Origin of the sequence: Craterilacuibacter sp. RT1T, assembly GCF_023502145.1 — a bacterium.
Classification (GTDB): Bacteria; Pseudomonadota; Gammaproteobacteria; order Burkholderiales; family Chromobacteriaceae; genus Craterilacuibacter.
Map to the genome: position 1 here is coordinate 17,408 of NZ_JAMFLI010000001.1, position 21,022 is coordinate 38,429.

At 61.3% G+C, this 21,022-nt stretch carries 20 protein-coding genes; 11 read left to right on the forward strand and 9 right to left on the reverse strand.

Annotation, left to right across the window (positions count from 1 at the left end; all coding sequences use genetic code 11):
- Nucleotides 1–4: 4 nt before the first annotated feature.
- Nucleotides 5–1,072, reverse strand: a complete 1,068-nt coding sequence (locus M3P88_RS00085; protein WP_249614074.1) for an efflux RND transporter periplasmic adaptor subunit — start codon at nt 1,070–1,072, stop codon at nt 5–7.
- A 30-nt stretch (nt 1,073–1,102) separates the two neighbouring features.
- Nucleotides 1,103–1,744, reverse strand: coding sequence for a TetR/AcrR family transcriptional regulator (locus M3P88_RS00090; protein ID WP_249614075.1), 642 nt, complete (start codon nt 1,742–1,744; stop codon nt 1,103–1,105).
- Nucleotides 1,745–1,880: 136 nt separating this feature from the next.
- Here M3P88_RS00090 and argB point away from each other — a divergent pair, with 136 nt between their 5' ends.
- Together argB and M3P88_RS00100 are read left to right on the forward strand one after the other, a co-directional pair.
- On the forward strand, nt 1,881–2,765 hold the full coding sequence (argB, locus tag M3P88_RS00095) for an acetylglutamate kinase (protein ID WP_249614076.1): 885 nt from the start codon (nt 1,881–1,883) through the stop codon (nt 2,763–2,765).
- A 79-nt stretch (nt 2,766–2,844) separates the two neighbouring features.
- The gene (locus M3P88_RS00100) at nt 2,845–3,294 is read left to right on the forward strand and encodes a CBS domain-containing protein (RefSeq protein ID WP_249614077.1); all 450 of its coding nucleotides are present in this window, start codon (nt 2,845–2,847) and stop codon (nt 3,292–3,294) included.
- A 53-nt stretch (nt 3,295–3,347) separates the two neighbouring features.
- On the opposite strand, the gene M3P88_RS00105 is transcribed toward M3P88_RS00100, so the two are convergent.
- The gene (locus M3P88_RS00105) at nt 3,348–4,115 is read right to left on the reverse strand and encodes an IclR family transcriptional regulator (protein WP_249614078.1); all 768 of its coding nucleotides are present in this window, start codon (nt 4,113–4,115) and stop codon (nt 3,348–3,350) included.
- 136 nt (nt 4,116–4,251) lie between these two features.
- Here M3P88_RS00105 and M3P88_RS00110 point away from each other — a divergent pair, with 136 nt between their 5' ends.
- The 9 genes from M3P88_RS00110 (at nt 4,252) to M3P88_RS00150 (ending at nt 12,971) form a co-directional block, all read left to right on the forward strand.
- Nucleotides 4,252–5,439 (forward strand): acyl-CoA dehydrogenase, encoded by a 1,188-nt coding sequence (locus M3P88_RS00110; RefSeq protein WP_249614079.1) that lies wholly within the window; start codon nt 4,252–4,254, stop codon nt 5,437–5,439.
- A 111-nt stretch (nt 5,440–5,550) separates the two neighbouring features.
- The gene (locus M3P88_RS00115; RefSeq protein ID WP_249614080.1) at nt 5,551–6,741 is read left to right on the forward strand and encodes a CaiB/BaiF CoA transferase family protein; all 1,191 of its coding nucleotides are present in this window, start codon (nt 5,551–5,553) and stop codon (nt 6,739–6,741) included.
- A gap of 104 nt (nt 6,742–6,845) precedes the next feature.
- Nucleotides 6,846–8,465: an electron transfer flavoprotein-ubiquinone oxidoreductase gene (locus M3P88_RS00120; RefSeq protein ID WP_249614734.1), complete on the forward strand. Its 1,620-nt coding sequence runs from the start codon at nt 6,846–6,848 to the stop codon at nt 8,463–8,465.
- 286 nt (nt 8,466–8,751) lie between these two features.
- Nucleotides 8,752–9,333: a hypothetical protein gene (locus M3P88_RS00125; protein WP_249614081.1), complete on the forward strand. Its 582-nt coding sequence runs from the start codon at nt 8,752–8,754 to the stop codon at nt 9,331–9,333.
- 25 nt (nt 9,334–9,358) lie between these two features.
- Entirely contained in the window at nt 9,359–9,700 is a 342-nt protein-coding gene (locus tag M3P88_RS00130; RefSeq protein ID WP_249614082.1) for a DUF4870 family protein, read from the forward strand.
- Between the two features lie 111 nt (nt 9,701–9,811).
- Nucleotides 9,812–10,024 carry a DUF3820 family protein gene (locus tag M3P88_RS00135; protein WP_249614083.1) on the forward strand — a complete coding sequence of 71 codons (213 nt, stop codon included), beginning with the start codon at nt 9,812–9,814 and terminating at the stop codon, nt 10,022–10,024.
- 2 nt (nt 10,025–10,026) lie between these two features.
- A complete protein-coding gene (ylqF, locus tag M3P88_RS00140; protein WP_249614084.1) occupies nt 10,027–10,968 on the forward strand; it encodes a ribosome biogenesis GTPase YlqF in 942 nt (313 codons plus the stop codon).
- Nucleotides 10,969–10,973: 5 nt separating this feature from the next.
- A complete protein-coding gene (locus M3P88_RS00145; protein WP_249614085.1) occupies nt 10,974–11,435 on the forward strand; it encodes a DUF3592 domain-containing protein in 462 nt (153 codons plus the stop codon).
- A gap of 210 nt (nt 11,436–11,645) precedes the next feature.
- Nucleotides 11,646–12,971 (forward strand): M20/M25/M40 family metallo-hydrolase, encoded by a 1,326-nt coding sequence (locus tag M3P88_RS00150; protein ID WP_249614086.1) that lies wholly within the window; start codon nt 11,646–11,648, stop codon nt 12,969–12,971.
- 182 nt (nt 12,972–13,153) lie between these two features.
- Here M3P88_RS00150 and M3P88_RS00155 read toward each other — a convergent pair whose 3' ends face one another.
- The 6 genes from M3P88_RS00155 to M3P88_RS00180 all read right to left on the reverse strand — a co-directional run bounded on the left by M3P88_RS00155 (nt 13,154) and on the right by M3P88_RS00180 (nt 20,746).
- Entirely contained in the window at nt 13,154–13,696 is a 543-nt protein-coding gene (locus tag M3P88_RS00155; RefSeq protein WP_249614087.1) for a hypoxanthine-guanine phosphoribosyltransferase, read from the reverse strand.
- Between the two features lie 73 nt (nt 13,697–13,769).
- Nucleotides 13,770–14,639 carry a UTP--glucose-1-phosphate uridylyltransferase GalU gene (galU, locus tag M3P88_RS00160; protein WP_249614088.1) on the reverse strand — a complete coding sequence of 290 codons (870 nt, stop codon included), beginning with the start codon at nt 14,637–14,639 and terminating at the stop codon, nt 13,770–13,772.
- Nucleotides 14,640–14,779: 140 nt separating this feature from the next.
- Entirely contained in the window at nt 14,780–17,239 is a 2,460-nt protein-coding gene (ligA, locus tag M3P88_RS00165) for an NAD-dependent DNA ligase LigA (RefSeq protein WP_249614735.1), read from the reverse strand.
- 76 nt (nt 17,240–17,315) lie between these two features.
- Nucleotides 17,316–18,482 (reverse strand): cell division protein ZipA C-terminal FtsZ-binding domain-containing protein, encoded by a 1,167-nt coding sequence (locus tag M3P88_RS00170; RefSeq protein ID WP_249614089.1) that lies wholly within the window; start codon nt 18,480–18,482, stop codon nt 17,316–17,318.
- A gap of 150 nt (nt 18,483–18,632) precedes the next feature.
- Entirely contained in the window at nt 18,633–19,373 is a 741-nt protein-coding gene (locus tag M3P88_RS00175; protein WP_249614090.1) for an energy transducer TonB, read from the reverse strand.
- Nucleotides 19,367–20,746: an MFS transporter gene (locus M3P88_RS00180; protein WP_249614091.1), complete on the reverse strand. Its 1,380-nt coding sequence runs from the start codon at nt 20,744–20,746 to the stop codon at nt 19,367–19,369. The genes M3P88_RS00175 and M3P88_RS00180 overlap by 7 nt, the downstream gene beginning before the upstream one ends.
- Nucleotides 20,747–21,022 lie beyond the last annotated feature (276 nt).

Here is a 21,022-nt window from a genome sequence, read left to right on the forward strand (position 1 = left end):
GTCCTTATGGCTTCAGCAGCTTGACGGACTGGCCGTCGCGCAACAGATGCACGCCGGCAGTCACCACCTGCTCGCCGGCATTGAGCCCGCCGGACAGGGTGGCACCATGGCTGTCCAAAGTGGCTACCGTGACGGCGCGCTGCTTGACGGTCAGCTTTTTGCTGTCCACCACCCACACCGAGTGCTTGCCGCCGGTGTCGAGAATGGCGGATAGCGGCAGATAGAGGCCTTGCCCGGAGGCAGCCGGCAGCGTGACGCGGGCGGTCTGCCCCAGCTGCAATTGCCCGGCCGGCGCATGAATGCGTACGCGCGCGGCGTAAGTGCGGGTCGCCGGGTCGGCGTCGCCAGCCAGCTCGCGCAGCTGGCCCGGGAATTGTTGTTGCGTGCTCCATAGTGTGACGTTCAGCGTTTTGGCGCTGCGCACCTTATCCAGTGCATTTTCCGGCAACTGGATGGCGACTTCGCGTTCGCCATCGGCGGCAAGGCGGGCGACCGGCTGACCGGCGGCGACGACCAGGCCGGGCTCGGCTGAAATCTCGCTGATGATGCCGTCGGCGTCGGCGCGCAGTAGCGCATAATCCGCCTGATTACCCGAGGCACTGGCTTGGGCGGCTGCCTGTTTGGCGCGTGCGCGCGCCGCTTCCAGTGCGCTGTGCTGGCGATCAAATTGCGCCTGGCTGATAAAGGCCTGCTTGAGCAGCTCGCGCGAACGGGCCAGGTCGGCTTCCTGTTGCGCGAGCTCGACCTGTGCTGCCGACTGTGCCGCCTGTTTGGCCGACAGGTCCAGCGCGTAGTCGCTGCCGTCCAGCCGTGCCAGCGCCTGGCCTTTTTTGACCTGCTGGCCGGCGCTGACATAGCGTTCGACCACCTTGCCCGGCACCCGGAAGGCGAGGCGGGTTTCATGGCGGGCACGCACTTCGCCGGCGTAACTGTCGGCAGTTTGTGCATGACGGTCACCGGCAATCATGGTCCTGACCGGACGGATTTCCTGTTGTACTTCGGCTTTCTTGCCGCAGGCGCCAAGCGTCCCCAGCATGGTGCCGGCCAGCACCCATTGTTGCCATGTGTTCATTGCGGATTCTCTCGTGTGGATTTGTGCTTGTTATTCGGGTCGGGCAAGGCCGGCCAGTACCAGATCGATGGCCGCTTGCAGCCTGAGCTTGGGCTCGCCGCGGTAGATTTCGCAGCCGGGGATGCAGGCAAAGGAGTGACGCCAGATCATGGTCATCAATAGCGGCGCAAGCAGGGCATCGACCGCCGCTTCGGCGTCGCCCTGCACAAACTCGCCGCTGTCCATGCCTTGCTGCACCAGGCGCAGGGCAATGGCCCGGCTGCGGATAATCACTTCGTCGTGATAAAAGCGTGCCAGCTCGGGAAAATTGACGGCTTCGGCCACCATCAGCTTGCACAGGCCGGACAGCGGCGTCGCGCCGACGTCATCCCACCATTTGAGCAGCAGCAGGCGGATCAGCGTAGCCGGTGTGCCCGGATGGGCGCGGCTGAGGTTTTCCATATCGGCCACCCGCTCCAGCAGTTTTTCGCGCACCACGGCTTTGAGAATGTCGGCCTTGGACGGGAAGTACAGATAAGGCGTGCCCTTGGTGACACCGGCGGCGCGGGCAATGTCGTCTATCTTGGTGGCGCTGTAGCCTTTTTCGACAAACAGTGCGAGCGCAGCATCCAGAATTTCGCCCGGGCGCACCTCTTTGCGCCTTTGCCAGCGCACGGCTTGGGTTTCGGTCATGGCACTTTCTGAATTTATATTTATTAATGGCCGGACTCTAATCTAGCGATATGCCCTTTGCAATTAATAAATACAATTTCACTAAGCCGTATGGGTAGAATGTCGGTTTTATTAGTTGCCATCTGGAGCGATCACCATGACGACCCCTGCTGCCGACAAGGCTTCCATCCTGTCCGAGGCTTTGCCTTATATACGCCGCTTCGCCGGCAAGACGCTGGTCATCAAGTACGGCGGCAATGCCATGACCGATGACAAGCTGAAGGAGGATTTTGCCAAAGACGTGGTGCTGTTGAAGCTGGTGGGTATGAACCCGGTGGTGGTACATGGTGGCGGCCCGCAGATTAACGACTTGCTCGCACGCGTGGGCAAGCAGGGCGAGTTTATCCAGGGCATGCGCGTGACCGATGCCGAAACCATGGATGTGGTCGAGATGGTGTTGGGCGGTCTGGTCAACAAGGAGATCGTGTCGCTGATTAATCAGCATGGCGGCAAGGCGGTGGGGCTGACCGGCAAGGACGGGCACTTTATTCGCGCCAAAAAATTGTTGTTGCCCGCGGCCGGGGACGAGGCGCCTATCGATATCGGTCAGGTGGGCGAAATCGACAGCATTGATCCGGGTCTGGTCGCCTTGCTCGACAGCCAGGACTTCATTCCGGTGATTGCGCCCATAGGCGTGGGCCGCGCCGGCGAAGCCTACAACATCAATGCCGATCTGGTGGCCGGCAAGCTGGCCGAAACGCTGGGGGCGGAAAAGCTGATCCTGATGACCAATACCCCGGGGGTGCTGGATAAGGAAGGCACGCTTTTGACCAATCTGAGCGCGACACGGGTGGATGAACTCTTTGCCGACGGCACCATACATGGCGGCATGCTGCCCAAAATCGCCTCGGCGCTGGAAGCGGCGAAAAATGGTGTGGGCGCGGTGCATATCATCGATGGGCGGGTGCCGCATGCCTTGCTGCTGGAGGTGATGACGGCGGCCGGCGTGGGCACCATGATACGGGCCGGCAACGGCGCCTAGGTCATAGGCTAAATTATCCGTGCATTTGCCTGCGCCTTTCTATACTCATGACATGAGCGTCGTGAACGGAGGATGGGCCATGCAGACTGTTCGTCAATTACTGGCCGCCAAGGCCAGCCGCAAGCTGGTGTATGTCGGCCCGGAAGTGTCGGTATTGCAGGCGCTGAAGGTGATGGCCGAGGAAAATGTCGGCGCGGTGCTGGTGATGGGCGGCGGGCATGTGGTGGGGATTTTTTCCGAACGCGACTACGCCCGGCGCATCATTCTGGAAGGGCGCTCTTCGGCCAGTACACAGGTGCAGGAGATCATGACCAGTAAGGTGATTTGTGTCGCGCCGGCACAGACCGTGGCCGATTGTATGGCCCTGATGACGGAGAAACGCATCCGCCACCTGCCGGTGATGGACGGGGATGAAGTCGAGGGCATTATCTCGATCGGCGATGTGGTGCATGCCACCATTGCCGAGCAGCAGTTCGTGATCGACCAGCTGGTGCATTACATCAATAGCGTGCCGCCACAAGCCGCCTGAATCGCGGCAGGCGCAAGACTCGGGGCAGCCATCGGGCTGCCCTTTTCTATTGGCTAGCCCGGTAGCAGGCGGCGGCGCAGCTCGTGCAGTGCCGGGGCGATTTCGTCGCGCATCTTCTCGGCGCTCCAGGCAAAAGCGGGGCCGCTGGCGTTCAGGCTGACTCCGGAGGGCTGACCCGCCAGCGCCGGCAGCGGCAGCGCCACCGCCATCACGTCTTTTTCATATTCGCCAAAAGACTCGCAAAAGCCGTACTGCAGATACTGTGCTCTGGCCGCTTCCAGTGCTTGCTGAATGGCGGGCCAGTGCTGGCCGTAGCGCAGGGCGAGCTCTTGTTCCACAGCCTTGCGCTCCGCCTCGGGCAAGCCGGCATAACAGGCGCGGCCGATGGCGCTGGTGGCCAGGGGGACGCGCGAGCCTATGGTCAGCTGGATGCTGATGCGCGCCTGGCTGCGGCAGGTTTCCAGATACACCATATCGGTGCCGTCACGCAGCGCGAGGCTGACCGAAAGGTTGTGTGCCAGCGCAAACTCGCGCATCAGCGGTGCGGCGAGGCTGCGGATGTCGTAGCTGGAGAGCACCGCAGAGCCTAGCGCCAGTACCGCCAGCCCCAGCCGGTAAAAACCGCTGTCGCCATCTTGCTGCAGATAGCCCTGTTGCAGCAGGGTGTAGCTTAAACGCGACACTGTGGATTTGGGCAGGCCGGTGCGTTTGGCCAGCTCCTGATTGGACAGCGCCGTCTCGCCGGGCTGGAAGGCTGACAATACGGCCAGTCCGCGTGCCAAGGCGGTGACAAACAGCCTGTCCTTGTCCTGTTCTGACATCCGGTTTTCCTTTTTGTTGATGAGGGTTCAGGTCGTAGAGGCTGGTGACGCTTTACATCTTGAATCCGAGCGCTTAGTCTATTCTGCAACGTAGAACAGTATTCCGCAAGGCGGAATTAACTCACCGGAGACAATCATGGCCGCCAATACAAGCCGCGCCCCGTTTAGCTGGGACGATCCGCTGCTGCTTTCTTCCATGCTGAGCGACGAGGAGCGCATGGTGCAGGAGGCTGCCCGCGCTTACTGTCAGGACAAGTTGCTGCCGCGCGTGTTGCTGGCCAACCGTGAAGAGCGTTTCGATCGCGAGATCATGAACGAAATGGGCGAACTGGGTCTGCTGGGTTGCACCATAGACGGCTATGGCTGCGCCGGCCTGAACCATGTGGCGTACGGCCTGATTGCCCGCGAAGTCGAGCGCGTCGACTCGGGTTACCGCTCGGCCATGAGCGTGCAGTCATCCCTGGTCATGCATCCGATCTGGGCCTACGGCTCCGAGGCACAAAAAGCCAAATATCTGCCCAAGCTTGCCACCGGTGAATGGATAGGCTGCTTCGGGCTGACTGAACCGGATGCCGGTTCGGATCCTGCCGGGATGAAGTCGCGGGCGAAAAAGGTCGATGGCGGCTATCTGCTCAAGGGCAGCAAATTGTGGATCACCAATAGCCCGGTGGCCGATGTGTTTGTGGTGTGGGCCAAGGATGATGAAGGCGAAATTCGCGGCTTTGTGCTGGAGAAGGGCATGGCCGGGCTTTCCGCCCCCAAGATCGAAGGCAAGTTCAGCCTGCGCGCATCGATTACCGGCGAGATCGTGATGGCCGACGTGTTCGTGCCGGAAGAAAACCTGCTGCCTGGGGTCTCCGGCCTGAAAGGGCCGTTCGGCTGCCTGAACAAGGCGCGTTACGGCATTGCCTGGGGTGCGATGGGTGCGGCTGAATTCTGCATGCACGCGGCGCGTCAGTATCAGCTTGACCGCCACCAGTTCGGTCGCCCGCTGGCGGCCAACCAGATTCCGCAACTCAAGCTGGCCAATATGCAGACCGAGATCGCACTGGGCCTGCAGGCTGCCTTGCAGGTCGGCCGCCTGATGGACGAGGGCCGCGCTGCGCCGGAGATGATCTCGCTGATCAAGCGCAATAACTGCGGCAAGGCGCTGGAGATTGCCCGCGTGGCGCGCGATATGCACGGCGGCAACGGCATCTCGGACGAGTTCCATGTCATTCGCCATGTGATGAACCTCGAAGCGGTGAATACCTACGAGGGGACGCATGATGTGCATGCCCTGATTCTGGGACGCGCCATCACCGGCATTCAGGCGTTTAGCTGATCTATTGCGGACACGCTGTCAGGCTGCCGTGTCCGCCCTGTTTCCTGTCTGTCCTTGACGCCCGGCCTGCCCGGGCGATTTTTTGCCCTGTTCAAACCGTAGGAGTTTGCCATGTCTGGTGCGCTGGCCGGTATCAAAGTAGTCGATTTGTCGCGGGTGTTGGCCGGTCCATGGACGGGCCAGTTGCTGGCCGATCTGGGGGCTGAGGTGATCAAGGTGGAGCGCCCCGGCGCGGGGGACGATACCCGGCAATGGGCGCCGCCGAGCTTGCCCGACGGGACCGCGGCGTATTTTCTGGCGGCCAATCGCGGCAAGCGCTCGGTGACGGTGGATATCACCCGGCCGGAAGGGCAGGAAGTCGTGCGCCGCCTGGCCGCCAGCGCCGATGTGCTGCTGGAAAACTACAAGGTGGGCGGGCTGGCCAAGTACGGCCTCGACTATGCCAGTCTGGCGGCACTGAATCCGCGGCTGGTGTATTGCTCGATTACCGGTTTTGGCCAGGATGGCCCGTATGCCGAGCGCCCGGGCTACGACTATATCGTGCAGGGCATGAGCGGGCTGATGAGCATTACCGGCCCGGCCGATGGCGAGCCGCACAAGGTCGGCGTGGCGGTCACCGATGTCTTTACCGGGCTGTATGCTGCCAATGCGGTGCAGGCCGCCTTGCTCTCGCGTACCCGTACCGGGCTTGGGCAGCATATCGATATGGCCTTGCTGGATTGTGCCTTGGCCATGCTGGCCAATGTGGGGATGAATTATCTGGTCGGGCGCGAAGTGCCGCCACGCTTGGGTAATGCCCACCCCAATATCGTGCCTTATCAGGTGTTTGCCTGTGCCGATGGCCATTTCATTCTGGCTTGCGGCAATGACCGCCAGTTCCGCGCCATTTGCGAGTGTATCGCGAAGCCGGAGCTGGCGAACGATGCGCGCTTTGCGACCAACCCGCAGCGGGTGCAGTACCGCGAGCTGCTGGTGGCTGAGCTTGCCGGCGCATTTATCTGCCGCTCACGCGGACAATGGCTGGAGATGCTGGAGGCGGCCGGTGTGCCGTGCGGGCCTATCAATACCGTGGACGAGGCCTTTGCCGATCCGCAGGTCCGTCACCGGCAGATGGAAATGCATATGCAGGACAGCATGGGGCAGGATGTGCCGCAGGTGGCGTGCCCGATACGCTTGTCTGGCACGCCGCTGGAGTATGCGCTGGCCCCGCCCAAACTGGGCGAACACACCGACGCCGTTCTGTCCGGTCTGGGTTATACCCCGGCACAAATTGACGCCTTGCATGCAAGAAGTATCGTTTAAACGAGTGTTCGATTTTGACGCGCTGCACTAAAAATAGCATCATTGCATGCAATATGGAGAAAGCCTGGCGCAAGGCATAAGGAGAAGCGGTGGAACGCGAATATATGGAATACGATGTCGTGGTCGTGGGTGGCGGTCCTTCCGGACTGAGCACCGCGATCCGTCTCAAGCAACTGGCGGCACAGACCGGACAAGAACTGAGCGTTTGCCTGCTGGAAAAAGGTTCGGAAATCGGCGCGCACATTCTGTCCGGCGCGGTGATTGAGCCGCGTACGCTGGAAGAGTTGATTCCCGACTGGAAGGAAAAAGGCGCACCGCTGAATACGGCAGCGAAGAAAGACCAGTTCTTGCTGCTGACCGAAACCGAGTCGGTGCAGTTGCCAACGCCGCCGCAAATGCATAACGAAGGCAACTATATCGTCAGCTTGGGTAATTTCTGCCGCTGGCTTGGGCAGCAGGCTGAAGAGTTGGGCGTTGAAATCTACCCGGGCTTTGCTGCGGCCGAGGTGTTGTACCACGCCGATGGTTCGGTCAAAGGGGTCGCTACCGGTGACATGGGCATCGGCAAGGATGGTGAAAAAACCGATGCCTGGCAGCCGGGGATGGAGCTGTGGGCCAGGCAGACCGTGTTTGCCGAAGGCTGCCGTGGTTCGCTGAGCAAGACCTTGTTCCAGCGCTTTGATCTGCAGCGCGATGCCGATGTACAGACCTACGGCATCGGTATCAAGGAGTTGTGGGAGGTGCCGGCATCGGCGCACGAGGAAGGCAAGATTGTGCATACCGTGGGTTGGCCGCTGGATGCGTCCACTTATGGCGGCTCCTTCCTTTATCACCTCGAGAATAACCAGGTGGTGGTCGGTTATGTGGTTGGCCTCGATTACAAAAACCCGTATCTGTCGCCGTTTGAAGAGTTCCAGCGCTTCAAGACTCATCCGGCCATCCGCAAGTATTTTGATGGTGCCCGCCGTCTTTCCTATGGTGCCCGGGCGCTGGTCGAGGGCGGCTTGCAGAGTCTGCCCAAACTGACCTTCCCCGGCGGCGTGCTGGTTGGCGACACGGCCGGCTTCCTCAATATGCCCAAGATCAAGGGCACGCATACCGCGATGAAATCGGGCATGCTGGCTGCCGATGCGGTATTCGAATTATTGGTCTCGGAAGAAGGCGGCAACGAGGCGGTCGCCTATCCGGCACGCTTCGAGAAGAGCTGGCTGAAGGACGAACTGTATCGTGCGCGCAACATCCGTCCATCTTTCCGCTGGGGTATGTGGGGGGCGATGCTGTACTCGGCCATCGATACCTATATTTTCGCCGGCAAAGCGCCATGGACCCTGCGTCACAAGCATCGTGACCATGAGTGCCTGCGTCCGGCCGATGAGTATTCGCCGATTGCCTACCCCAAGCCGGACGGCAAGCTGACTTTCGACCGTCTGAGCTCGGTATTTATTTCCAATACCAACCATAGCGAAGACCAGCCGCCGCATCTGAAGCTGAAAAACGCCGATGTGCCGATCCAGATCAACCTGGCCAAGTACGACGCGCCCGAGCAGCGTTATTGCCCGGCCGGGGTGTATGAAATCATGGGCCGGGAAGAAGGCAAGCCGCGCTTGCAGATCAATGCGCAGAACTGTGTGCACTGCAAGACTTGCGACATCAAGGATCCGACCCAGAACATCAACTGGACGGTGCCGGAAGGCGGTGGCGGGCCTAACTACCCGAATATGTAAGCATCCAGCCCGACCTTGTGTCGGGTTTTTGCATCAGCGAGGTCGTGAATTGGGCTGCGCCTTGACAATTCACGGTCATCTTGGCAGGATGGAACGCATGAATACCCTCCACGCAATCGCTCACGCTTATTATTGGTACCGCTCCTCATATGGCGGCGCCGGTGGGTTTGCGTGAATTGAATTCGCAATGAATCCCGAACGAATGCCGCCGCGATCAGGCGGCATTTGTGCATCTAGTACCCAGCACAGCAGGCTCCGGATTGCGGCACCCCAGGAGCACTCGAGCATGGCAGACAGTAGAGACACTATTACGATACCCCAGAGAGCCTTGCCTTTGCAGCGCGCTGCCGTGCTGTGGCCGGTCTACCTGCTGACCGATGCCGAAGCCATGGTTGCCGGCGAGCCGGTTTCTTTGGCGCCCTTGTCGGCGCTGGAAGCGGGGGACGCCGGCCTGATCGAGTCGCTGCTGCCGGAAATTCGTCAGCTGGCCATGGTGCTGGCTTCGCGCCGCTATCAGGAAACCAGCCCGGCAGCGGCACGTTTGAGCGATGCGGCCGACTGGCTGGCCGCCCGCATCCTGCTGCTGGGTTTGAGCCATATCGCCTTGCCCGAGTCCAGCTTGGGGCAACTGGCTATAGCCAATCAGCGTCTGGCGGCTTTGGCGCAGGAGCTGGGGCTCGCGGCACCACGGGCTGAAGCCTTGCTGCTGGTGCCGCCGCCGGGGGATGCTTCCATGCTGATGCAGGGCTGGAGCGGGATTGCTTTTGAAAACATGATGGCCGCTTCGGGCGCCATCGCGCGCACCCGCATGATGCGCGTGCAACTACGCTTGCGTGCCGGGGTATGGCTGACACGCTTGGGTTTGTAAACTGGCAGGATTAAAGAGGTGAATGATGGATTATGAAGTCGTAGGAACCGGCGATCGCCGTTTGAACAATCTGGCATTACTGGTTTACGCGATCCAGGCGGTCAGCCTGTTTACCGGCCTGCCCATGCTGGTGGGGCTGGTCATCAACTACCTGAAAATGCCCGATGTGCGCGGCACTTTGTATGAAAGCCATTTTCGCTGGCAGATCCGCACTTTCTGGTGGATGCTGCTGTGGACGGTTGTCGGCGGTGCGCTGACCTGGATTCTGGTGGGTTTCGCGATTCTGGGCATCGCCTGGCTATGGTTCGTCTATCGTATCGTGCGCGGTTTTATTACGCTGAACGACGGCAAGGCCATTCTGCTGTAAAGCGGCATAAACGGGCGCTATTGCCTTGTTTTTCCGCATTTTTATGGCCTGTCGCGTGACAGGCCATCTTGCTATGGGCACAATGCCTTCCTTTTCTCGTCAGAGCGTCCCATGGACCCCGAGCTGCTCATCCTGGTCGCCACCCGCCGCATGCCTTACGGCAAGTATAAAGGGGTGCTGATTGCCGATTTGCCGCAGGCTTATCTGGTGTGGTTTGCGCGCAAGGGCTTTCCGCCCGGTGAAATCGGCCGTGTACTGGCGCTGACGCTTGAACTCAAACATAACGGCTTGATCCATCTGATCGACCCTTTAAGAAAGCAGTAAACATGGCTATCCAATGGTTCCCCGGCCATATGAACAAGGCCAAGAAGGATGTGGCTGAGCGCCTGCGCGGCATCGATGTTGTCATCGAGATGCTGGACGCCCGCCTGCCTGCCTCCAGTGCCAACCCGATGATCGCGCAACTGGCGCGGCGCAAGCCCACGCTCAAGATTCTCAACAAGCAGGATCTGGCCGATCCATCCGTGACCCAGCAGTGGCTGAGCTGGTATCGCAGCCAGCCTGGCACCCAGGCCATCGGCCTTGACGCCGGCGAGCGCGCCCCCAGCCAGAAGCTGATCGCGGCCTGCCGCGAGCTGGTGCCTAATCGCGGCGGGCTGGACAAGCCTTTGCGCGTGATGATCTGCGGCATTCCCAACGTCGGCAAATCCACGCTGATCAATACCATGACCGGGCGCAAGATTGCCAAGACCGGCAATATGCCGGGGGTGACCAAGGGCGAGCAGCGCATCATGCTGGCCGACGATTTTGAACTGTTCGACACGCCGGGCATGCTGTGGCCCAAGATCGAAGTAGAAGAGGGCGGCTACAATCTCGCCGCCAGCGGAGCGGTCGGCCGCAATGCGATGGATGAAGAAGAGGTGGTGCTGGAGTTGCTCAAATATCTGTTGCAGCACTATGCAGCCGAATTGAGCGCCCGCTACAAGCTGGACGACATCAACGGCATGCAGGACTGGCAGGTGTTGGAAATGATAGGCAAAAAGCGCGGTGCCGTGCTGGGTGGCGGGCGTATCAATATCCAGAAAGCGTCCGAAATCGTGCTGACCGAGTTCCGCGACGGCCTGATCGGCCGCCTGTCGCTGGAGCGTCCGGACGAATGGGCGGTATGGAAAAAGCGCGCCAAGGAGTTGATCGCCGAGCGCGCCGCCGCCAAGCAGGCGCGCGAGCAGGAATACGCCAAGCGCGCCAACGGCAAGCGCAATAGCTGAAGCGGATGGAAAAGTTTCTGCCTTTTCTGCTGATCGCGGTCGGTCTGGCGGGCTTTAGCTATCTGTGGCGCTTGGGAGAAACCGGGCGAGCGGCCGAAGCGTGGCCGACTGCGCTCGGTGAAATCACCGACAGCCGCATCGATAGCCGCTTGCGCCGGGGTGGCGGCGATGCCAGCGCGCGCGAAGAGTATAAGGCGCTGCTGACTTACCGTTACCGGTATAACGGCGTGGAATACAGTGCATCCACCGTGTCCTTCCCCGATGCCGGCTACCAGCAAAGCATGGCCGGGGCGGCGGCGCGGGTGGCGCAGTATCCGCTGGGCAAGGCGGTCAAGGTTTATGTTAATCCGGCGCAGCCCGCGCAGGCCTGTCTCGAAGCCGGGCGGCATTGGACGGTATGGATAGGCCTGGCGCTGACCTTGCTGTTTGTGGCGGCCGGGGCGGGTTTGTTGCTGGGCATTATTTGACGCCGGTGGATCGGCAAGGCGGCGCACTTTAGGGGCACCGCTTTTTTATGGCGTAGCACGATGTGTCGCGCTATGCGTGTTGTGTGATATTCCTATTTGATATTTATCAATCAATTTGCAATATTAATAATAATCCATCAGATAATTATTTAATTATCAGCGGTGCCGGCGTAAAGTAAGCGCTCCCTAAATGGCTGGATGGAGTGCTTCATGTCGTTTCGTCGTATCGCCCCGCTTACCGCTGCCTGCCTCGCTGCTTTCTCTATGTCTGCCTTTGCCGCACCGCTTGATCCTGCCAAGGTCAAGTCGGTGGTGGATGGACAGTTTCCTGCCTATTTGCAGGATCACAAAGCACTGACCGAAATAGAATCGCCTACCGGCGACAAGGCCGGCAGCCGCCAGATGGCAGACTGGCTGAAAGCCCGTTTTGAGCCTTTGGGTTATCAGACCGAGTACCGCGAGAATGATGCCGGCACCCATGTCATCCTGCGCAAGAAGGGCGAAGGCCAGCAGCGCGTGCTGATTCTGGGCCACACCGATACCGTGCAGCCTAAGGGCAGCCTGGCCAAAAAGCCGTACAGCTACGATGCCAAGACCGGCTTGTCGCAAGGCCCGGGCGCGGGAGACAGCAAGGCTTCGGTTGCACAGCTGCTGCATTTTGCCCAAGCCATGGAAAAGCTGGGCTTCAACAACTACGGCGAAATGATTTTTTACTTCGATGCCGAAGAAGAAGTCGGTTCCGATCTGGAAGAGCAGATCCTGGGCGAGCTGGCCAAGCAGGCCGATCTGACCTTGTCGGTGGATACCGCCCGTCCGGGCTGGGGTCTGACCACGCAGCGCAAGTGGGCGGCCAACTTCGATATCAACGTCAAGGGCACGACCGGCCATGCCGGCAACTCGCCGCAATCGTCGGCCAGCGCGACGGTGGAGCTTGCGAACCAGATCACCCGCATTATGAAACTGGCCAGCCCGCTGCCGAAAGATCCGTCCCAGTTCACGCCGGCCGGCCTTGCCAAGCGCGGCCTGAGCGACCATGGCCAGTTCATTCCCGAGCTGACCATCAATGTAGGCGTGATCGAAACCCCGAATACCAAGCGCAACAGCGTACCGGCTGCCGCCACGGCCAAGCTGGATATCCGCGGCTACAAGGTCGAGGACCTGAAGAAGATCCAGGCTGCCATTGCCAAGATCGCCGCCACGCCGACGGTGGGTGGCACCCGGGTCGAGGTAAAAGGCCCGTTCTCCTATTTGCCGGCCATGGAAAAAACGCCGGCCGCCGCGGCGCTGGTCGATTCCTACAAGAAAATCGTCAAGCAGCAATACGGGGCTAATGTGGTTGAATGGTCCGGTGGTGGTGTCACTATCGGCAACTTTACCTCCAAACATATTCCGACCATCGATGGCCTGGGGGTGGAAACCGATTACGAGCACGATCTGGACAAGGAAACGGTGGATCTCAAGACCTTCGCACCGCGCACGGTCAGCATGATTTTGCTGCTGGACGAGGTTGCCGCCAAGGGCTTGAAAACGAAGTAAGTCAGGCTGGAGTGTGACAGAGCAAGGGCGCCTTATGGCGCCCTTTTTGCATGGCAATTAGCCGCCGTGATGGATCGCGTTGCTGCTGGCGGACTGGGGGGTATCAGGCGGGCGGGAGAACTTCAGATCGATCAGCCTGGACAAGCCGGAGCCGGCAGGGGCTCCGGCTGACTTGAACAGGCTTATTTCAGTGCGTGAATTGCCGGCAGGTTGCGCCAGATGCCGCGCACGTCCATGCCGTAGCCGAAGACATAACGGTCCGGCACATCGATGCCGACAAAATCGGCGGCGATAGGCTTTTCCTTGGCGATCAGCTTGTTGGCAAAGACGCCGCTGTAGCAGGCCTTGGCACCCATTTCCATCACCTTGTCGCGGATGGCCGCCATGGTATGGCCTTCGTCCAGGATGTCATCCAGTACCAGTACCACGCGGTCGCGTACATCTTCCTTGGGGGCGGTGCGCCACACCAGTTCGCCGCCGTGGGTCTTGTCGCCGTAGCGGGAAACATGAACGTAGTCGAAGTCCAGCGGGAACACCAGGCGCGGCAAGAGCTGGCCGGTAAACACCACGGCACCGCCCATGACCGACAGGACCAGCGGGTAGTCGCGACCCAGCTTGGCGGTAATGTCGGCCGCCATGCGGTCGACGGCGGCATCGACTTCGGCTGCGGTAAACAGGATGTCGGAACTGTTGAGTATGCCTTGGGCTTCGGCAAAGTTTGGCATGAGGCAGCCTTTATTTTATGGACAAAGAAAAATGCGCTGCACCGGGTGGGCACAGCGCACGGGACTCAAGGGTTTAGCGTGCCTGCGACTTGAGGTAATCGGCAAACTCGGCGCCGACCTCGTGGTGTTTCAAGGCGTAATTGACGGTGGCCTTGAGGTAGCCGAGCTTGGAGCCGCAGTCGTAACGGGTGCCGCGCAGGGGCAGCGCCAGTATGGCTTCATCCTTCATCAGCGCGGCAATGCCGTCGGTGAGCTGGATCTCGCCTCCGGCGCCAGCCTGGGTGTTGACCAGCTTGTCGAAGATGCGCGGGGTCAGGATGTAGCGGCCGACCACGGCGAGATTGGATGGCGCGACGTCGGGGTGCGGCTTCTCCACGATGCTGGTCACCTGCTGCTGGCCACGGCCATTTTCTTTGACTTCGACAATGCCGTAAGAACCGGTTTGCTCGTGCGGTACGGTTTCCACACCGAGGATGGACGAGTGGGTCTGGTTGAAGACCTTGACCATCTGCTCCATCGCGCCGGGTTCGCCGTCGATCAGGTCGTCGGCCAGAATCACGGCAAAGGGCTCATCCCCAACGGCAGGGCGGGCGCACAGAACGGCATGACCCAGACCCAGCGCCTGGGTCTGGCGGATATAAATGCAGCTGACGGTAGGCGGGATAATGCCCTGTACCATCTCCAGCAGTTTTTGCTTGTTCTTGTTTTCCAGTTCGGTTTCCAGCTCGTAGGCCTTGTCGAAGTGATCCTCGATCGAGCGCTTATTGCGGCCGGTAATGAAAATCAGCTCGGTGATACCGGCGGCTACGGCCTCTTCGACCGCATACTGGATCAGCGGCTTGTCGACCACCGGCAACATTTCTTTCGGACTGGCCTTGGTGGCGGGCAAAAAGCGGGTGCCCATGCCGGCAACCGGAAACACGGCCTTGGTAATCTTTTGCATGACTGCTCCAAAAATGGGATGGTTGTGCATTTTGTCGCCTCGCATTGTATTGGCTTTGACGCCTGTCGGGGAGTACTTATCCACTAAGCTTGGATGCTTGCCGCATTCTATTTTTATAGCATGGCGATTCTGCCTGCGGCTTAGCCTAGCAGCACGCGTAGCGCCGCCTCGTCCAGTATCGTCACCCCGAGTGCGACCGCTTTTTCCAGCTTGCTGCCGGCGGCTTCGCCGGCCACCACATAGTGCGTTTTTTTCGAGACGCTGCCGGACACCTTGCCGCCGGCCGCTTCAATCAGGGCGCGGGCTTCGTCGCGCGACAGCGTGGGCAGGGTACCGGTCAGCACAAAGCTCTGCCCGGCCAGCGCCTTGGTGTCTTGCGCCTGCGCGGGCAGTTGTTGCAATAGCCCGGCGACTTGTGCGGCGAGTGCTTGCAGCTGCGCGCGCGCGCGCGGCTGATCCAGATAATCGGCCAGTGCATTGACCACCTCGGCCGGTAAGGCCAGCGCGATGACGCTGCGCCTATCCAGCGCGGCCAAGGCTTCAAGGCTGTTGACTTGCTGCACGAGCTGGGATGCGCGGATTTCGGTCAGGCGCGGGATGGCCAGACGGGCCAGCAGGCGCGCAGGGCTAAGCAGTTCGGCAAGCTCGGGCGACGGCGCATGTTCGTCGGCCGGGGTGACGCCGGCGGCCAGCAAGTCATCGATGGCGTGTTCGTTATTGGCCTCGGCAAAAAAGTCGGCAATGGAGGCGGCCACCACGGCGCCGATGTCGGGCAGGGCGGCCAAGAGCGCCGCCGGTGCATGGCGTACCGTTTCCAGCGTGCCCAGATAGTCGGCCAGCGTCTTGGCGGTTGATTCGCCGACATGGCGTATGCCCAGCGCAAACAATAGCCGCGCCAGCGGCGGCTGGCGGCTGGCGGCAATGCCGGACAGCAGGTTTTCCGCCCAGCGGGTCGGCGTCTTGTCTAGCGGTGCCGCCAGCAGGTCTGCGCTTTGGCCTATGGCCAGTTGTGCGAGCGCACTCTCCGCCTCGTCTGGCGTGTTGTCGCGCGCATCGGCGCGGCGTTTCATTTCCAGCAGGTCAGCCAGCGTGAGCCGGTACAGGTCAGCCACCCGGTGCACATAGCCCAGATCGACCAGATTATCGATATGCTTTTCACCCAGCCCTTCGATATCCATCATGCGCCGGCCGGCAAAGTGGCGGATGGCCTGCATGCGCTGCGCCTGACAGGCGAAGCCGCCGGCGCAGCGGGCAATGCTTTCACCTGCTTCGCGCACGACATGCGAGCCGCACACCGGACAGGCGGCCGGCAGCGACCATGGCGGATAGCGCGGCGTGCTGGCCGGGCTAAACAGGTCAGCGTCGGCGCTGGCCTGCTGGGGGCGTTGGGCCAGCACCACCGATACCACTTCCGGAATCACATCGCCGGCGCGGCGCACATAAACGGTGTCGCCCACGCGCACATCCTTGCGCCGTACCTCGTCTTCATTGTGCAAGGTGGCGTTGGTGACGGTGACGCCGCCGACAAACACCGGCGCCAGACGTGCCACCGGCGTCAGCGCGCCGGTGCGTCCGACCTGTACATCGATGGCTTCGACCGTGGTCAGGGCTTCTTCGGCCGGAAACTTGTGCGCGACGGCAAAGCGCGGCGCGCGCGACACAAAGCCCAGCGTATCCTGTTGTGCACGGCTGTCGACCTTGTACACCACGCCGTCGATGTCGTAGGGCAGGCTGGCGCGCTGTGCAATCATGGCCTCGTAATAGCCGGCCAGCGCCTCGACGCCGCTGAGCACCGGGCGTCGTTCGGGTGGTACTGCCGGTATGCCCAGGCTCTGCAGATAGTCGATCTCGTGCTGGTGGCTGTCCGGCCACGCGGCGCCGTCCAGTTGGGCGATGGCGTAGGCAAAGAAGGATAAATGGCGGCGCGCGGTGATGCGCGCATCCAGCTGGCGCAAGCTGCCGGCGGCGGCATTGCGCGGGTTGACAAAGGCCTTGTCGCCGCGTGCCAGCTGCTCGCTGTTCAGCCGTTCAAAATCCTGTTTGAACATCAGTACCTCGCCGCGCACTTCCAGCAAGGCTGGCGGGGTGGGGGTATTCAGGCGCAAGGGAATGCTGCGTATGGTGCGGATGTTTTCGCTGACGTTCTCTCCGCTGCTGCCATCGCCGCGCGTGGCGCCCTGCACCAGTAGTCCATCGCGGTAAATCAGGCTCACCGCCAGACCGTCGAACTTGGGCATGACGGCGTAGCTGGCGGTATGAATGCCCAGCTCGCGCCGGATGCGCTCGTCAAAGGCAATCAGCTCGGCGTGGCGCGTGGCGAAGCTGGAGGCCTCCATGTCGGAAAACAGATTGGACAGCGACAGCATGGGCGTGTCGTGGCGCACGCTGTCAAACGCCGCCAGCGGTGCGGCACCGACGCGCAAACTTGGCGAATCAGGGGCTTTCAGTTCGGGATGGGCGGTTTCCAGCGCCTCGAGCTCGCGCAGCAGGCGGTCGTATTCGGCATCGGGCACGCTGGGCGCATCCAGCTGGTAGTACTCGCGGTTGTAGCGGTTCAGCAAGGTGGCAAGTTCGGCTGCGCGGCGCTCAGGCTCGGTCATCATTGCGCTCCAAAGCAAACAGCCGGCATTCGCGCCGGCTGCGGGTGTTGATATCGGTTGTTTACGTCTGGGCGCGTCAGGCAAACAGGCGCAGGGCGGCGAAGCTGCCCGGTGCGATGCCCCTATCGTCCATATTGGCGTAGATCTGTACCAATTGTTCGCGGATGCGGGCCAGACCCTGTGCGCTCAGGGCACGGCGGTTGTCGTCGACCAGCTGGGCATCGAATTCGGCGGCCAGTTCGCGTGAAAACTCGACCGCACGATCAAAGACCTCAACCGCACCGGCTACGCGCGGCACGTCAAATAATAGCGTCAGGCCGGGCAGGCGCTGGCTGGACAGGCCGGCATCGGAAAATGGAGTCTGGTCGGCACTGCTCAGCGAAAACAGGGTATTGCCCGAGTCGGACAGGCAGTGGAAGGCACCATCGTGTTCCAGCTGCAGGCCGCAGGCTTCGGCAAAGTTGCGCAGCTCGCCACCATTGATCGGGGCGCGCGGCAGGATGTTGATGCCGATCAGCATATCGACATCGGCGCAGAAATGATCCAGTTCGCGCGCGGCAACCAGTTTTTGCGCGCGTTGCGGAAAGCTGACCGCCGCTTCGTTTTCTTCGGCAAAGCGTGCCACTTGCTGGCAGAAGCTGGAGACTTCCTGCTCATTGACCGCGCCGCTGCGATCCACCAGCTGCAGCGCAATATTCAGTTGCTTGTAACGCACACCGGGCACCGCCTCGGCCTGTTTCCACAGGCCATGTTCGGTGCGGCCGATTTGCTGTACGCGCTTGGCCACGGCAAAGCGTGGCAGGGCATTGAGCTGGAACGGCTGGCGGAACACCACTTCGGCAATAAAGTCGAGCGACGGGTCCAGCATGGCCACCACCAAGGCCTGATGATCGTCGGCATCCATGGGCATCGGCATATCCAGACGAATCGCCTCCGGCTCGGGCAGCGGCTCATCCGGCAGCTCAAGCGGCGCTAGGCCGGCGCTTGGCGCGGCGGTATGGGCGGACGGCTCTGGCAAGTCCGGCAGATCCAGCGGGGTGGCCAAAACCGGCTCGAGGCGGTCGTTGGCGACGCCGTCGCGTACCTGGTTTTTCGGTACGTCCAGCAAAACGTCGGAGTGCTCGCGCGCAAAAGCCTGGCGGGTCTTCTTTTTGAAGCGCCATTCCTGATACCAGTTGACGCCGAGTACCAGCGCGATAAATGCGCCGCCCAGCATCAGCAAGCCGATCTGTAATTCGCTCATTCAGCTTTATCCACAATACGGCTAATAGACGGGACAATATTATATCAAAGCTCGTCATGCAAACGGCTTTGCTTTTTAATGATTTTGTGCGCTCGCAAAATTAAACGAATAAGCGGGCTGTGGCGCGCGTTTTCCGTTTACGGTTTGACCTTATTCATCAGTCTGGCGGAAGCGGATAGGCACATCGACGCGGTCGGCAACGGCGCGATTGCCGCGTCTGGCCGGGGTAAAGCGCCAGCGTTCGACCGCATCGCGCGCCGCGCGATCCAGCCGTGGAAAACCGCTGCTGTGCAAGATGCTGATATCGCGCACGCGGCCATCGGCGCCGACCTCAACCCGCAACACCACCCGGCCTTCTTCGCCGCGCGCGCGCGCGCGTTCCGGATAGACCGGGGCGGGGTTGTCCAGCGAGCCCGCACGCCAGTCTGCGCTGCTAAAGCCGGCATCCGAAGCGGATCCCGCATCGGTTGTCTGCAGCGCGCCTGCTCCCGCGCTGGCGGGCGCGCTGCTGCCGGTCGCTGTGCCGGCTGTCGCTGGGCTTGCCGTTGTTGCTGCCGTTGCTGCCGTTGCCGGCGCTGCCGGCGGGGCGGGCAGGGCAAGGTCGGGTCTGCCAGCGGGCCTAGGCGGTGCGGGCAAGGGCTTGGCGGTCGTGGTTTTGGGGGCGGGCCGGTGATTGGCCATGGCCTTGGCCGGCAAGGGCGCCGCTTGGGCGGGCGAGGCCGGCACCGAAGCCGGCTTGCCCAAGCTTGGGCGTGGCAGGGCCAATAGGCCTAGCTGCAAGGGCGGGCGTGTTGTTTGCGCCTGCATGGCGGGCAATAGTGCAACAAACAGCGTATGCAGCAGCAGTGACAGGGCCAGCGGCAGCAGTACCCCGGTTTTTTTTATCAGCACTTGAGCGTGGCGCTTGCGCGCGTATAGCAGCGCCAGGCAATCGTGGCGCACAGCAGATAAAACAGCAGGAACAGCACAAAGGCCGGCATAAAACTGCCGGCGGTTTCCAGCGAATAGCCGAAGGTTTCGGGAATCACAAAGCCGCCGAAGGCCGCCATCACCGAGCTGACTCCCATGGCCGCCGTGCCGCGGCGTGTGCCGCGCTGATAGGTTTGTGCCACGGTTTCACCCCTGGCGTGGGCTTCGCGCCCGGCCTGCAGCATAAAGACCTTGGGTGCGAGCTGGTAGGCCGCGCCATTGCCTATGCCGGCAGCGAGAAACAGAAGCTGGCACATGGCCAGAAACAGCCAGAACGAGCCGGGACTTTCTGCGTCCGGCAGGCTGGCGATCACGCCCAGCGTGCCGATGATCAGTACGGCATAGCAGGCAATCACGCTGATGCCGCCGCCGATGCGGTCGCCGCACCAGCCGCCAAACGGGCGCGACAAGGCCGCCAGCATGGGGCCGATAAACAGATAGGGCGTCGCGTCATGCAGCGGAAACAGGGTGCGCGACAGCAAGGGAAAGGCGGCGGCCATGCCAAGAAAGGTGCCGTAAGTGCCCATATACAAAAAGCAGACATACCAAGTGTGGCGTTCTTGCATCATCTGCCATTGATCGCGCGGCGTCAGCCTGAGTTTGGGCAGGTCATGGGCGTAGACAAAGCACAGCGCCGACACCAGTAAAATGGGCGCAATCCACAGATAGCCGGCGTTTTGCAGCCACACCGGATAGACCTCGCCACCATGGCCCCAGATTTGCGAGCTGCCGGCCAGTGCGCCAAACAAGGGAACCGAGATGGCAAGCGGAATCAGCAATTGCGCCATCGATACCCCCAGATTGCCGATGCCGGCATTTAAGCCCATGGCCAGGCCTTTTTGCGCCTTGGGGAAAAACAGGTTGGTGTTGGACAGGTGCGAGCTGGAGGCTCCGCCACCGATGCCGCAGCAGGCGCTGATCAGCAGCAATAGGGGAAAGGGTGTACTGATATCCTGCACCACATGGCCGACACCGAAAGCGGGTATCAGCAATAGCAAGGTCGAGAGCGCGAGCCAGGTGCCGCCACCGGTCCAGCTCCACAGCGAAGAATAAATGACGCGCATGACGGCACCGGTCAGCGGCGGAATGGACACCAGCAAAAATTGTTGCTGGTGGGTGATGGAAAAGCCGACCGATGGCAGGTTGACCACGACCATGCTCCACATCATCCAGATATTGAAGTTCAGATGCAGGGCTAGGATGGACAGCAACAGATTGCGCCTGGCAATCGGCTTGCCGCGCGCCAGCCAGAAAATCAGGTTTTCCGGTTCCCAGCGTTGGATACGGATGGTCATGCTGCGTCTGTCGTTCCTGTGATGATTGCTGATGGCCGGTCAAGCGGTTTGTCTATTGCTAACGGGGACCATCAGCCAAGGTGCTCCCCATCCCGTATCCTGCTGTTCCGTCAGTCTGGGCCTTCTCCGAATCCCTTATCCCTCTGGGAGCCGGTGGCGCGGGCACCGCCAGCCAGAACCTTCCCGCATTCCTTCTCCCCCTGGGAGAAGGTGGCGCAAAGCGCCGGATGAGGGCAGGCGGCTGCGGATTATCAGCTGCCCGGCGCACAATCGATT

What these genes read in the sequence shown, in the direction of transcription:
- M3P88_RS00085 (WP_249614074.1), bottom strand. Translation starts at nt 1,072, where the DNA reads ATGAACACATGGCAACAATGGGTGCTGGCCGGCACCATGCTGGGGACG.
- M3P88_RS00090 (WP_249614075.1), bottom strand. Translation starts at nt 1,744, where the DNA reads ATGACCGAAACCCAAGCCGTGCGCTGGCAAAGGCGCAAAGAGGTGCGC.
- argB (WP_249614076.1), top strand. Translation starts at nt 1,881, where the DNA reads ATGACGACCCCTGCTGCCGACAAGGCTTCCATCCTGTCCGAGGCTTTG.
- M3P88_RS00100 (WP_249614077.1), top strand. Translation starts at nt 2,845, where the DNA reads ATGCAGACTGTTCGTCAATTACTGGCCGCCAAGGCCAGCCGCAAGCTG.
- M3P88_RS00105 (WP_249614078.1), bottom strand. Translation starts at nt 4,115, where the DNA reads ATGTCAGAACAGGACAAGGACAGGCTGTTTGTCACCGCCTTGGCACGC.
- M3P88_RS00110 (WP_249614079.1), top strand. Translation starts at nt 4,252, where the DNA reads ATGGCCGCCAATACAAGCCGCGCCCCGTTTAGCTGGGACGATCCGCTG.
- M3P88_RS00115 (WP_249614080.1), top strand. Translation starts at nt 5,551, where the DNA reads ATGTCTGGTGCGCTGGCCGGTATCAAAGTAGTCGATTTGTCGCGGGTG.
- M3P88_RS00120 (WP_249614734.1), top strand. Translation starts at nt 6,846, where the DNA reads ATGGAATACGATGTCGTGGTCGTGGGTGGCGGTCCTTCCGGACTGAGC.
- M3P88_RS00125 (WP_249614081.1), top strand. Translation starts at nt 8,752, where the DNA reads ATGGCAGACAGTAGAGACACTATTACGATACCCCAGAGAGCCTTGCCT.
- M3P88_RS00130 (WP_249614082.1), top strand. Translation starts at nt 9,359, where the DNA reads ATGGATTATGAAGTCGTAGGAACCGGCGATCGCCGTTTGAACAATCTG.
- M3P88_RS00135 (WP_249614083.1), top strand. Translation starts at nt 9,812, where the DNA reads ATGGACCCCGAGCTGCTCATCCTGGTCGCCACCCGCCGCATGCCTTAC.
- ylqF (WP_249614084.1), top strand. Translation starts at nt 10,027, where the DNA reads ATGGCTATCCAATGGTTCCCCGGCCATATGAACAAGGCCAAGAAGGAT.
- M3P88_RS00145 (WP_249614085.1), top strand. Translation starts at nt 10,974, where the DNA reads ATGGAAAAGTTTCTGCCTTTTCTGCTGATCGCGGTCGGTCTGGCGGGC.
- M3P88_RS00150 (WP_249614086.1), top strand. Translation starts at nt 11,646, where the DNA reads ATGTCGTTTCGTCGTATCGCCCCGCTTACCGCTGCCTGCCTCGCTGCT.
- M3P88_RS00155 (WP_249614087.1), bottom strand. Translation starts at nt 13,696, where the DNA reads ATGCCAAACTTTGCCGAAGCCCAAGGCATACTCAACAGTTCCGACATC.
- galU (WP_249614088.1), bottom strand. Translation starts at nt 14,639, where the DNA reads ATGCAAAAGATTACCAAGGCCGTGTTTCCGGTTGCCGGCATGGGCACC.
- ligA (WP_249614735.1), bottom strand. Translation starts at nt 17,239, where the DNA reads ATGACCGAGCCTGAGCGCCGCGCAGCCGAACTTGCCACCTTGCTGAAC.
- M3P88_RS00170 (WP_249614089.1), bottom strand. Translation starts at nt 18,482, where the DNA reads ATGAGCGAATTACAGATCGGCTTGCTGATGCTGGGCGGCGCATTTATC.
- M3P88_RS00180 (WP_249614091.1), bottom strand. Translation starts at nt 20,746, where the DNA reads ATGACCATCCGTATCCAACGCTGGGAACCGGAAAACCTGATTTTCTGG.